Source organism: Roseomonas sp. TAS13, assembly GCF_001950415.1.
GTDB lineage: Bacteria > Pseudomonadota > Alphaproteobacteria > Acetobacterales > Acetobacteraceae > Roseomonas > Roseomonas mucosa.
This window is the reverse complement of sequence record NZ_BDLP01000125.1, coordinates 1-11,734: the sequence shown is the minus strand read 5'-3', so window position 1 is coordinate 11,734 and position 11,734 is coordinate 1. Positions and strand designations below refer to the sequence as shown.

Sequence of the window (11,734 nt, the reverse complement as noted above, 5' to 3'; positions counted from 1 at the left end):
GGCGCGGGGCGGGTGTGGGCACGCCCTGGGCGGGTTCGGCTTCCTCCGCGGGGGCATCCCCCTCGGCGGCGTCGTCCGCGCCCGCGGGCGCCGTGTCGGGCACGCTGCCCTCGATGCCGGAGCAGTCGGGCTCGCCGGCCACCGCGTCGCCCTCGTTCGGGTCGATGCCGATGGCGCGCAGCCCCTCGTCGGTGATGCGCGCCACGATCCAGGTGCCGTCCTCATCCTGGCGCCAGCCCAGCCCCACGAAGTCCCGCGGGGCGTTGATCTCGGTCAGAAGGTTGTTTTTGATCAGGCTGCGGAACACCGCGTTGCGGGCCGCGGCCGGCAGGGTCTTCGGCGCGCGGGCGAGGCCCATCTCGTGCTGCGCGGCGGCGCTGAGGATCACGCGCTGGCTGTCGGAAAGCTTGGTCATCGTGGTGGTCTCCGGTTCCGGGCGCCGGTCATCGGCCCCTACTGCCGGGAGCCCCGCCGGCGCTGCCGGTCGGGGCGGTGCGGGAGTGGCCCGCTTCATTCGGCCCATTCGCCGCGCTTCAGGTAGGAGTCCGTCACCCGCGCCAGCAGGCTGTTCCAGTGCTGCAGGCTGGCATGCGCGCCCCAGAGCACCGTCTCGGGATCCGCGCCGAAGTGGTCCGCGCTCATCTGCTGAAGCTCGGCGACCATCGCGTCGAAGCGCGCCTTCTCGGCGAGGAAGGCTTCGAGGCTGCGTTCCTGGTTGCGGGCTGCGCGGGCGGTGCGGTCCGTCATGCTGGTCTCCGTCTGTTGCGGCAGGGCATCCCCTGCGTGTGACGGACCATTCGCGCTGTGGCGCGCACGAGCCAAGCAAGATGCAGCGGCGCGGAATTGCTAAGTTTCGACGGTCTGGATCACATCATGATCGACGACGCCACGCGCCGCGGCGACATCGGCGAAGATGCGATCATCACCTTCCAGCACGGCGGCCTCGCTGGTCGTCTCCTGCCAGCGCCGCACAATCACATCGGCATAGGCGGGATCGATCTCCAGCAGCACGGCGCGCCGCCCCGTGCGCTCCGCCGCGATCATGGTGGTGCCCGAACCGCCGAAGCAGTCCAGCACCGTATCGCGCGGCTTGCTGCTGTTGCGGATGGCGCGCTCGACCAACGCCACGGGCTTCATCGTCGGGTGTAGGTCGTTCCGCGCCGGCTTGTCGAAGTGCCAGACGTTCCCCTGGTCGCGAGCGCCGCACCAGTAGTGCTGCGCGCCGGCCTTCCATCCGTAGAGCATCGCCTCGAATTGCTGGTGGTAGTCCGCCCGACCGAGCGCGAAGGTGTTCTTCGCCCAGATGATCGTGCTCGACCACTTCCCGCCCGCCTCCTGCCAGACGCGATGCAGCGTCGGCCATTCGGAGGAGGACATGCAGACGTAGCAGGCGCCCTTCGTGACCGAGAGCAGGTTGGCCAGCGCGGGGCGAAGGAACTCCGGGAAGCCGCCGCCCAGCGCGTCGTTGGCGATGGTCATCTTGGCCGCGGTGCCGCCCTCGTAAGCCACGTTGTAGGGCGGATCGACGAAACCCATGTCGGCGAGGTGGCCAGCGCCGAGCGCGCGCTGCACGTCCTCGATCCGGGTGGCATCGCCACACAGCAACCGATGCTCGCCGCAGCGCCACAGATCACCGGTCCGGCTGACGGGCAACACGGGCGGTGGCGGGGCGTCATCGGCATCATCGTCGAGACCGGCATCGGCCGCGGCCAACAGCCGGTCGAGCTCCATGCCGGAGAAACCGAGCACGTCCAGGTCGACCACCGCCTCGTCCCTGATGCGCGCGATCTCGGCGGCCAGCAGCGCCTCGTCCCAGCCGGAGTTCAGCGCGATCTGGTTGTCCGCTAGGCGGAGGGCACGCGCCTGGGCGGGAGAGAGATGGCCCAGTCGCAGTACCGGTACGGAGGCGAGCCTGAGCTGCTTCGCCGCCATGACGCGGCCGTGGCCGGCAATGAGCACGCCGTCGGCGTCGACCAGCACTGGATTGACGAAGCCGAACTCGGCGATGGAGGCAGCGATCTGCGCCACCTGGGATGGCGAGTGCGTCCGCGCGTTCTCGGCATAGGGGACCAGCGCCGCGACCGGCAGCGTGGAGACAGCGAGATCAGGCAGCATTCGCGGTGACCTCCTGCCTCGCTGCAGCGACCGCGTCGTAATCGCGCCCGTCATCGGCCAGCGTCACCGGCAGATCGGGATGCAGCATCCGCCACCGCGCGACCGCCAGGTCGACATAGGCAGGCGCGAGCTCGATCGCCCGCACGCGGCGGCCGGTGCGCTGGCCAGCGATAATGGTTGTGCCGGCGCCAGCGAAGGGCTCGAACACCACGTCGCCCTCGTCGGCATAGGCGCGCATCAGGAAGTCAGGTAGCGCGACGGGGAACACCGCGGGATGCTCTGTCTCGATGCCGCGGGCCTTGTGCCGCGTGATGCGCAGCACGTTGTCCGGGATCCTGGTCTCCTGCACGCCCTGGCCGGCATGCTGCCATTCGCCGACGGTGCCGTCCTTGGCGCGGAGGCCACCTTTCTCGGAGTTGACGTGCCCGGCCCACCGGCAGGGGATGATCTTGTTGGGGCGCCGGGCCTCGCGATTGAAGTGGAAGAGCAACTCGAAGGCGGGCGAGAGCCGCCCGTTCCAGTCGCCCGGCAGGCCGGGCCCCTGGTCCCAGGTGTAAAGACCGAAGCGGCGCCAGCCGTGGGCGCGCATCCAGTCGAGCCAGCCGGCCCAATAGGGCTGCCATTCATTGTCGCGATGGATCAGCCCGAGGTTCACCAGCACCTGGCCGTCCGGGCGCATGGCCGCGTCGAGATGCTGGAACACACCCTGCATCAGCGCATCCCAATCCGTGACGCCGCCGGTGGTGTAGTCCCGCTGGTTTCCGTAGGGCGGGGAGGTGAAGAGAAGCGCAGCGCGGTCCTCACCCATTACGCGCGCCACCGAGGCGGCGTCGGTGCTGTCGCCGCAGAGCAAGCGATGATCGCCCAGCAGCCAGAGATCGCCGGGGCGGGTGACTGGCTGGCGCGGCGGCTCCGGATCGGCATCGGCGGGGTCGTCCGCCGGCTCCTCCACATCCGCCGCGCCTGCCGCATCGCCCCCCTCGGCGGGATCCGCGGACAGAGCCTCGGGCGCGTCGCCGTCGGACACGGCATCTCCAGCCGCCGCGAGGATGTCTGCGAGCTCGTCCGCCGAGAAGCCGAGCGCGGCGAGGTCGATGTCTGGGGCTGCGTGGACCGCGGCCAGCGCATCACGCAGCAGCGCCTGGTCCCTGGTCGCGTTCTCTGCGATGCGGTTGTCGGCGAGGCGCAGTGCCTCCTTCTGCGCCGCGGACAGGTGCCGCAGCACGATCACCGGCACCTTCACCATGCCGATCGCGGACGCCGCCTCGAGCCGGCCGTGACCGGCGATCAGGACGCCGTCCTCGTCCACCAGCAGCGGGTTGGTCAAGCCGAAGGCCAGCATGCTGGCCTTGATCTGCTCCAGCTGCTCGGGGCTGTGGACGCGGGCGTTGCCGGCATGCGGGCGCAGCCCCGCCACCGGACGCAGCACAATCTTCGCCGCCATCCAGGGGAGCGTCATGATGCCATCCGGTTTGCAGGTGGTTTGCAGGGCCGCGGCCCGGCGTCGGTTTGCAGCTAACGATTTGAAGCCGCGGGCGAAGGCTGCAAACCGCAACCCATATTTTCGGCCTGGCGCTAGCGATGTTGCGCGCTTCCGCCCCCCGCATACAGCGGGGCCAGGAAGGAACCATCGGCTCGCGAGCCACAGTGGCTGATCAGCGGACGAGTGGCTCGGGAGCCACTGGCCGCAGCCGCAATTCAACGACTGTCGAGAGATTACCCGATGTGAGTTTCAGGCATCAACGCGACATTCTTTCGCTGGCTTACCTTCTTCTTCGCTTTCAGATCAGAGGGCGTCAGCTCGCCGATCCAAGGCGGAGCAGAGCATGCTCCAGGCGATGGCACGTTGGGCACAGCAGCTTGAAGTCCGCGAGCGTCGTTACGCGGCGTCCTTCCTCCAAGGGATGAAGGTGATGCACATCCAGCAGGCTTCGCGGTTTGATGCCGGTGCCATTGGCCCGGATGACGGGATCAAACGAACAATCGTCGCAGCGCAGCGTCCTGGCTTTCTGCCGATCCTGAATGAACTTTTGAGCCAACCACGCCGCTCGGCGGCGGACCTTAACCCATTGCTCTTTGGTCATCCCTTCGATTGCGTTGTCGCCGAGCTCGCTGTCGATGTGCCGACTGATTCGTGTCTCGATTTCGCTCCGCTCGGCCGCTGCAATATCTGCCTGGATACCGATCCACGCATTCGCCGTCGGGCGAAGCAAGATTGGTAGCGAAGATATGGCACGTCGTTCTTCGTCATTGAGTGGGCGCAGCGTGGCTGACGGATGCGCGAAAACGCGCTGCATCGCGTCGGGCCCCAGCACGTCACGAGCAAGCGGCTTCGTCGGAATTTCGTAGCTCTCGACGATCGGGAACGCGACTGACCACCGTCGACGCCTACCATCCTCATCCCACATGTCCTGCATGCGCTCGTAGTCAGCATCCCCAAGGATACTTTTGAGGGAAAGTGAGGACGATCTGAGCCGGTGGACAGCGACAAGCCGCCCCGCAACTGCGGCGTGTTCAGCGCGCTCGGCCAGATAGCGCGGGTCTGCGAGATATGCGGGCTTAGGCGTACCGAAATTCAACGTGATGTATTCAATGACGTACCCATTGCCTGCCTGGGACGAAATTGTCGCTTGGCATCGTCCAGGCGCATCTGGGCCGTCTCCGGCTGGTGTGAAACCAATCCAGTGAGACGCGACCAACCAGTCCGCCTTCGCTGCGGTGACTGGGGCAGGCAGATCGGCGATCGAGTTCGCGGGCATCTCGTCCAGTGGCAGTTTACTACGGAAACGTAGCGGCGTGAGAGGCCGCGGGGAAGTTCGGCTCCATCACGCGGCGCGTCCCCGCGACACCAAGCCGTAGTGCGCCGCCAGCACGCTGAGGGCCGCGACCAGCATCCCCTGCGCCTGCGTCGCCGGCACCGTCCGGCCACCCCAGCCCTGCCGCATCGCCCATTCCCTGACTGAGCATTCCAGGCCGACAACGTGCCAGACGCAGCTCCCGGCGGCGCTGTCCGAGCCGCCGAGCACATCCATGGCGGATGCCACCCTGTCTCTAGCTGCGATCTGCTGTTCCGTGATGCAGTCGCCTCCGCCACCTACGATCCGGATCAGCGGCACGGCACGCAGGCCGTCCAGCATCGCTGACCGGAACTGCCGCCGGAAGATCCCGCCCGCCTCGAACATCTCGGCGGTGATGGTGCCGTTGGCCTGCATGGCGCCCAGCGTGTCCACGGCGCGGCGATGCTGCACCGGGCTGCCCGTCTCGGGATCCGCGTCTCGGATCGGCTCGCCGAAGCCGCCATGCTGAAGCCGCCACTTCGAGGGGCCCATCGATTCCTTCTGCTTCGTGGTCTTCGCCTTCCGCTTACCTGCCATGATTCTTCTCCTGCTGCCGTGGGCCCCAACGGCGCACGGCTTCGTTTTGGATTGCCTGGCGCAGCCAGGGATCGGTGATGTCCTCGAGGTGCAGCGAGACGACGCCCTGCTGCAGCCAGACGCGGCGGCGCAGCATTTCCATCTCAGGCACGGTGGTTGCGCTGCGGCTTCCGCGGTCGAGCGACGAGCGGGGCGGCAACGGCGCGCCAGGCGTGCTCATGCGTGCCTCTCCCGACCGCGCCCTTGAAGAGTGGTGAAGAGTCGAGGGGGTGAGAGGGGTCTAACTATCTGATCAATATAACTATTCAATTCTTCAAACTCTTCAAAGGGTCTCTCTCCCCCGCACCCCCGCCCGGGCGTCTGCATACGCCCGCGTGAAAAGTTGAATTGTTGAAGAGTCCCGTTTTCTGCGGGTTTGCGCGCGTCATGCAGCATCACTCTTCAAGCCCTCCTGCGGTTCGGTGGCGATGATCCAGCTGGTGCCCGGGCCCGACGCGTTCTGCGTGACCTCGATCGCGATCTGCTTGCTGTCGAGCAACGTGGCGATGGCGTCCTCCCGCTCGGCCTTCGAGAGGAACTGCGTCTTCCGGACGAAGGCGCTGCGGCTGATCCGGCCGGCCTTGCGGATGACCTCCAGGACCTTCTTGATGCGGGAGTGCGCCGGCGTGTCGGCGACGAGACGCTCGGCTTCGCGCAGCAGCGTGCCGATGCAGTGCTCGACCAGCGCCGAGGCCCAGGTGACGTCGCGGGCCTCCGTGATGGGGCGGGAGGGATCACGACTGACCGCGGCGATCATCGCCAGTTTCGCCGCATTCTCCGCGTATCGGCCGAAGAGCGCGGTGGCGTAGGTGCCACGGTGCGAGCGCAGCAGGTCGGTAGCCTCCCGCCGCACGCGAGCCATGGCCGCCTCGGCGTCCGGGGTCAGCGGCACCGTGTAGGCGTGGATCGGCGCCGAGGATTCCATGGCATCAGCGATGTTCCCGCCGTGGCTGTGGCCGGGCACACCGCGGGCGATCCCCTGCAGGGCGGACACCAGTGCGCGCGGCGGGTCCATCGGCGCCGGCGTCTCATTGCGCTCCGGGTAGTCGTCGTCGGTCAGGAAGACCAGGAAGCGCGCGATGGAGCCGTCCGCCAGCGCGCCACCTTCGAGCGCCGTCCACAGCGGGCCCGGGACGGTGACGCCCCAGATGCAGGCGCAGGGCTGCTCGATGGTGACGCGCGGCCGCGCCTTCTGGTCGGCGTATTCGGCGCCGATGTAGGGCTCGGCCGCCGAGGTGTAGAGCTTGGTGAGCTCCGACCAAATCGCCGCCTTATGCGCCGGCGCGCGCTGGTTCAGGACCAGCTTCAGGAACTGGCCGAATTCATCGACCTGGAACAGCCGGGCCGGATGGCGCTGCAGCGACGTGAGCAGCCCGGCCGAGGAGGCGAGATCCTCGCCACCCAGGTAGCGGTCCAGCCCCGCTGCATAGATTGCCCGCTTCGCGCAGCGCCGGGCGTGGTCCTTGCCGCCGCCGCTGTCGGCGATGCCGATGGCGTAGACATTGCTGCGCAGGTCGGTCGGCGTGCGATACCGGCGGCCGGCGATGGCGCCGACCAGGCAGATGGCGGCACCCAACGAGAGGAACGGCTGCGGACTGACGGCGCTGCCCGTGGCGTAATCCAGGAACAGCTTCAGCGTGCCATCCACCTGCAGCAGCTCGGGCGGCACGCGATAGGGCTTCGGCGGCGGCGCGATCGGCAGCGGTGGAACGGCGACCTTCGCCAACAGCCCCGCGGCCGGATGCGGCTGGCTCGCCTGTTCGGCCGCCGTGCCGTTCAGCGTCAGGGCGGGATCCGGCACCCAGCCGCGCTGCTCGGCGAGCCAGTAGATCTTCCCCGCGCCGACGCTGTGCGGCCGGAGCGAGGCCCAGCGTCGTTCGGGTGTATCTGACCTACCCGATTGGCCCGATTTCCCGGACCGCCGCGACCAGTCGAGCCAGAGGTCGCGCCCCTCCTCGCCGATCGCGGCCTTGATGGCGGCGCCAACGGTGATCCACTCGTTGCCCGGCAGGTCGTCGTTCGGCAGCCAGGCCAGCGCCGCGGCGATCGCGTCCCGCGTGCCCTTCGGGTCGCTGGGGCCGCGCCAGGTGCTGGTCGGCGCGTCCGCCAGGATCGAGTTGACCCGGACCTCATCCGGCACGAGCTGCCAGGCCGCGTCCAGGAACGCCGCGCAACTGGCCTCGTCCACCACCGGCAGCCTGGACAGCGGCATCTCCACCAGGCTGTCCTCCGGCCATTCATAGGGGCGGCCGGTGTCCGGGTGGACGGCATAGGCGACGAACTGCTGACCGCGCGCCAGCAGTTCGAGGGGATGGCGTTTGCGGCCAGCGAAGGGCGTGGCGGCGCGATAGACGAGCAGCCGCTTGGGCGCGCGGCCGATGCGCAGGCAGGGCGTGTCGCCAAGCATGGAGATGGCGAGCTCGGCGATCTGGATCGCCAGCGCGCCGTCCAGGATGTCGATGTCGATGCCCACCACGGCCCCGGTGGCGATGCCCACGCCGCAGCCGGGCCAGCGGCGCCAGATATCGACCTCGAAGGTTTTCGTCGGTCGGTCGCAGTGACGCGCCCAGTCGGGATAGGGCGACCATTCCCCGCCCGTGAAGCGCCCCGGCACCTTGGTGCCCGGCATGATGGGAATGACCGAGTAGCCGTTGTCGACCAGGCGCTCGCCGTAATCGGCCATGAAGGAGGGCTGGGTCATGAACGACCACCCACCGCGAGCGGCGGCGCCGGATGGCGACCCGGATCCAGCAGGCGCGCGAGCTCGTCCTGGTAGGCGGTGATGATCACCTCCAGCAGCGTCAGCCACTCGGCCTCGGTCAGCACCGCGAGGTCGGTCTTGCCGATGCTCTCCAGGTACTCGCCCGCCATGGGGCTGGCCGCCGCGATGGCGGCAATCTCGTGCTCGTCGGGATCAACCACGCCCCACCTCCGGCAGAGCGCGTTCATGCAGCGCATGGAGCAGGCCGGCAGCGGTTCGCTGGTTTGCACCCGCGGATCGAACCAGCCGAAGCCGCGGGCGGTGCGGAGGCGACATGCGGCGCATCTCACACGAACCTCGCGGCGGCGATTTCGGTGTACTGGCCCGCCGGCCGCACCTGGATCGCGATGGGACGGCGCAGCTGATCCAGCTGCTCCAGCGCCGCATCGACGGTCGCGGGGGGCGGCAGATTGCCGGCACGCCGCCGCCACCAGCCCACCGCCTTGTCGCGCGGAAAGCCGGTGTGTTCGAAGCAGACCCATTCGCTGTGCCGCGCGAGGCCGCATTCATAGGTGACGCGCAGCGAGGCGGGCTTTCCAGGCTTGTCGTGGCGCGCGTAGGTGATGCCGGTCACATCGCACCAGGCCGCCTGGATCTGCGTCGAGAGCAGCGCGTTCGACGCCGCCTGCGGTGCGACCTTCACCACGGGCGGCGGGAACTCGTGATCACACTCGATGCAGTGCCGCGCGCTGGCGTGGTTGATGGTCTGGCACTCGGGGCACACCTTGATCGGCGCCTCGCCATCGCCGGCAGGTTCCTTCTTCCGGCCATCCACCGTGTCGATTGGACCGTGCCGCGCCGTGTTGCCGGCGAAGTCCAGGACGAGGCAGTCATCCTTGCCCTCGGCGAGGCGCGTGCCACGGCCGACCATCTGGACGTAGAGGCCCACGCTCTTCGTGGGGCGCAGCAGCGCGATCAGGTCGGTCCCCGGTGCATCGAAGCCGGTGGTCAGGACATTCGCGTTGGTGACGCAGCGCAGCCGCCCCGCCTTGAAGGCCGCCAGGATGCCGTCCCGCTCCGGGCCCGGCGTGTCGCCGGTGACGGTCTCGGCGGAGATGCCGTGCTCGCGGATGGCATCGCGGACGTGGCGGGCGTGGGCGACGCCGGAGCAGAACACCAGCCAGGAGCCGCGGCCCTCGCCGTGCTGGACGATCTCGGCCACGGCGGCGCTGGTTACCTCATCGCGGTCGACCGCCGCTTCGAGGTCCTTGGCGATGAATTCGCCGCCGCGGGTGCCGACGCCGCCCACGTCGAGCTGCGTCGAGGTCTGCTTCGGGACGACGGGGCAGAGATAGCCCTGCTGGATCATCTCCAGCACCGGCACCTGGAAGGCGATGTCGGTGAAGAGGCGATCCTTCCCCTCGTGCAGCATACCGCTGTCCAGGCGATACGGTGTCGCGGTGAACCCGACGACCTTGAGCAGGCCGGCGTTGATCTCGTTCAGCTGCGCCAGGAAGGAGCGGTACATGCCGCTGTCGCCGCGGCCGAGCAGGTGTGCCTCGTCGATCAGCACCAGGTCGCAGCGCTGCACCTGCCGCGCATGGCGGTGGATGGACTGGATGCCGGCGAACAGGATCTGCGCGTGGATGTCGCGGCGCGACAGCCCGGCCGAGTAGATGCCGGCCGGCGCCTCTGGCCAGGCGCGCAGCAGCGCCATGAAGTTCTGCTGGATCAACTCCTTCACGTGGGTGAGGATCAGAACGCGGGTGTCGCCATAGGCGGCGATCGCCTCGCGGGTGAAGCCGGCGATGCAGAGGCTCTTGCCCGTGCCGGTCGGCATCACAACCAGCGGGTTGCCGCTGCTGGCCGAGAAGTAGTCATAGAGCGCCTCGATGGCGGCGCGCTGGTACGGGCGGAGGGAGAGGGTCATGCCGCCACCCCCATCGCCACGGCATCCACCTTGCTGAGCCACCGACCGCCCGTCTCGCAGCCGGTGCAGATCAGCTCGGCGATGTGCGGCCCCTTGCCGGGCCCCACGCGATAGATCGTGGCGCGGCAGATGCGGCACGGGAGGTGCGAGACGACGTCGGGCGGCGTCGCGGCGGGCACGCCGTCACGCCATTCGCCGCCATCCGGCATCCGATAGCTGACCCAATCCTCGCCCGCGTCGATCTGCTCGGCGGCCACAAAGTCCGGCAGGTAGAGATGTGCCGCGCAACCGACCTCCTGCTCGCGCCGGCCGAGCGGGGCTGCGTGCCGGGCGCAATGCCAGTCGCCACCCTGGACCGGCGATGCATGCAGGCAGGACCGGCAATGCCGCTCCGGCGCCGCGCCGGCATGACAGACGGCGTGGTGGTCGCAGAAGCGGCACTGCCACCAGGCGGGATCCTGGCTGATGCGGGCCGGCGGCCGCGCGGCGCCGATGATGCGCTCGGCCTTGGCCAGGATGCGCAGCCCGGCCTCGGCATCGTGCCGGATGCGCTCCTGGTAGAGCTCGTCCGTGTCTTTGCAGACCGCCAGGTAGAAGGCCCGATCGAGGCCGGCGAGATGCATGTAGGCCTGCAATTGCGCCCAGTGCAGCGGCTTGGACGCGGCGACGCCCTCGGCCTTCAGCTTGGCGAAGGACTTGGCGCTGTGGGTCTTGAACTCGCAGACGTGCCAGGTCGCCGGCGCCTCGGGCAGCCCGATCGCCACCGCGTCCATGCTGCCGCCGAAGTGGCCGGAGGCGTCGCGCAGGTTCCACTGGCGCCCCGTCGCGGGATCCAGGTCCAGGACCGTCACGCCGATGCGGCGCAGGTCGGCGACGAAGCGGGCCTCGGCCAGATTGCCGGTGTCGAACAGCCGCAGCAGCCGGCCGGTGTGGCGCGCACGCGTGGCCCAGCGGAAGGAATACCAGATGGCCCGCTCGCATTCGGTGCCGATCAGCGAGGCGCCGAGATGTGCGCGATAGCCGTTGTCCGCTGCCGCCTCATAGGCTGCGTAGATGGCGGTGACGGTGGGGGACGCGGGCGGAGGAAGGGCAGCCATGACCTGATCCTGGTTCGAGGGAGGGAGGCCGGCAGGCGGGCTGCCTGCCGGCTGGTGATCAGGCATTGCGGCGCCAGGGCGGGGTCGCTGCCGCGCCGGTGCGCGCAGCGGGCGGAGGTGCCGCGGCGGCCGGGCGGGGCCCCGGGGTGGCAGGGCGCGGGGCGGTGGCGGTGGCCGCGCCGGCATTGGCCGCCGAGTACCCGGCCACCTTGTTCCGCGCCTCGCGGTAGACGCCGTACTTGTCGTTGCCGGCCGGCTCGACCTTCAGCGTCACGATCAGCGGCTTGAAGTGCAGCTGCTCGCTGTCGCTGACATGCACCTGGCCGACCGCGTGGCAGATGGCCGACAGCGTGTCAATCGGCACTGAATTGGGACCCCAGATCGGCACGCAAAAGGGACCCTCTTGTGAGGTGTGTTGAGGGGGCGTTCAGGCGCGGTTCTTGAATCGCCAACTATCGTTGCCGGTCTCGACGATGTC

At 68.9% G+C, this 11,734-nt stretch carries 11 protein-coding genes and 1 pseudogene; all 12 read right to left on the bottom strand.

Annotated elements, in window-relative coordinates:
- Positions 1 to 415: pseudogene (locus ROTAS13_RS11640) on the bottom strand (hypothetical protein); the annotation flags it as partial.
- A 95-nt stretch (positions 416 to 510) separates the two neighbouring features.
- Positions 511 to 747, bottom strand: coding sequence for a hypothetical protein (locus tag ROTAS13_RS11635; RefSeq protein WP_075822419.1), 237 nt, complete (start codon positions 745 to 747; stop codon positions 511 to 513).
- A gap of 99 nt (positions 748 to 846) precedes the next feature.
- Positions 847 to 2,115 (bottom strand): site-specific DNA-methyltransferase, encoded by a 1,269-nt coding sequence (locus tag ROTAS13_RS11630; protein WP_075822418.1) that lies wholly within the window; start codon positions 2,113 to 2,115, stop codon positions 847 to 849.
- Complete coding sequence (locus ROTAS13_RS11625) at positions 2,105 to 3,670, bottom strand: site-specific DNA-methyltransferase (protein WP_252570948.1); 1,566 nt, start codon at positions 3,668 to 3,670, stop codon at positions 2,105 to 2,107. The genes ROTAS13_RS11630 and ROTAS13_RS11625 overlap by 11 nt, the downstream gene beginning before the upstream one ends.
- A gap of 241 nt (positions 3,671 to 3,911) precedes the next feature.
- Positions 3,912 to 4,874: an HNH endonuclease gene (locus ROTAS13_RS26250; RefSeq protein WP_139323328.1), complete on the bottom strand. Its 963-nt coding sequence runs from the start codon at positions 4,872 to 4,874 to the stop codon at positions 3,912 to 3,914.
- 66 nt (positions 4,875 to 4,940) lie between these two features.
- Positions 4,941 to 5,489 (bottom strand): DUF6456 domain-containing protein, encoded by a 549-nt coding sequence (locus ROTAS13_RS11620; protein ID WP_075822417.1) that lies wholly within the window; start codon positions 5,487 to 5,489, stop codon positions 4,941 to 4,943.
- Positions 5,479 to 5,709 carry a hypothetical protein gene (locus ROTAS13_RS11615; protein ID WP_075822416.1) on the bottom strand — a complete coding sequence of 77 codons (231 nt, stop codon included), beginning with the start codon at positions 5,707 to 5,709 and terminating at the stop codon, positions 5,479 to 5,481. Before ROTAS13_RS11615 ends, ROTAS13_RS11620 begins: the two co-directional genes overlap by 11 nt.
- 204 nt (positions 5,710 to 5,913) lie before the next feature.
- Positions 5,914 to 8,229, bottom strand: coding sequence for a bifunctional DNA primase/polymerase (locus ROTAS13_RS11610; protein ID WP_075822415.1), 2,316 nt, complete (start codon positions 8,227 to 8,229; stop codon positions 5,914 to 5,916).
- Complete coding sequence (locus ROTAS13_RS11605) at positions 8,226 to 8,519, bottom strand: DUF6511 domain-containing protein (protein ID WP_139323327.1); 294 nt, start codon at positions 8,517 to 8,519, stop codon at positions 8,226 to 8,228. The genes ROTAS13_RS11610 and ROTAS13_RS11605 overlap by 4 nt, the downstream gene beginning before the upstream one ends.
- Positions 8,520 to 8,575: 56 nt before the next feature.
- Positions 8,576 to 10,159 (bottom strand): DEAD/DEAH box helicase, encoded by a 1,584-nt coding sequence (locus ROTAS13_RS11600; protein ID WP_075822413.1) that lies wholly within the window; start codon positions 10,157 to 10,159, stop codon positions 8,576 to 8,578.
- Entirely contained in the window at positions 10,156 to 11,256 is a 1,101-nt protein-coding gene (locus ROTAS13_RS11595) for a PD-(D/E)XK nuclease family protein (protein WP_075822412.1), read from the bottom strand. The genes ROTAS13_RS11600 and ROTAS13_RS11595 overlap by 4 nt, the downstream gene beginning before the upstream one ends.
- Before the next feature lie 58 nt (positions 11,257 to 11,314).
- A complete protein-coding gene (locus ROTAS13_RS11590) occupies positions 11,315 to 11,620 on the bottom strand; it encodes a hypothetical protein (RefSeq protein ID WP_139323326.1) in 306 nt (101 codons plus the stop codon).
- Positions 11,621 to 11,734: the final 114 nt, after the last annotated feature.

What these genes read in the sequence shown, in the direction of transcription:
- ROTAS13_RS11610 (WP_075822415.1), bottom strand. Translation starts at nt 8,229, where the DNA reads ATGACCCAGCCCTCCTTCATGGCCGATTACGGCGAGCGCCTGGTCGAC.
- ROTAS13_RS11600 (WP_075822413.1), bottom strand. Translation starts at nt 10,159, where the DNA reads ATGACCCTCTCCCTCCGCCCGTACCAGCGCGCCGCCATCGAGGCGCTC.
- ROTAS13_RS11630 (WP_075822418.1), bottom strand. Translation starts at nt 2,115, where the DNA reads ATGCTGCCTGATCTCGCTGTCTCCACGCTGCCGGTCGCGGCGCTGGTC.
- ROTAS13_RS11615 (WP_075822416.1), bottom strand. Translation starts at nt 5,709, where the DNA reads ATGAGCACGCCTGGCGCGCCGTTGCCGCCCCGCTCGTCGCTCGACCGC.
- ROTAS13_RS11595 (WP_075822412.1), bottom strand. Translation starts at nt 11,256, where the DNA reads ATGGCTGCCCTTCCTCCGCCCGCGTCCCCCACCGTCACCGCCATCTAC.
- ROTAS13_RS11635 (WP_075822419.1), bottom strand. Translation starts at nt 747, where the DNA reads ATGACGGACCGCACCGCCCGCGCAGCCCGCAACCAGGAACGCAGCCTC.
- ROTAS13_RS11620 (WP_075822417.1), bottom strand. Translation starts at nt 5,489, where the DNA reads ATGGCAGGTAAGCGGAAGGCGAAGACCACGAAGCAGAAGGAATCGATG.
- ROTAS13_RS26250 (WP_139323328.1), bottom strand. Translation starts at nt 4,874, where the DNA reads ATGCCCGCGAACTCGATCGCCGATCTGCCTGCCCCAGTCACCGCAGCG.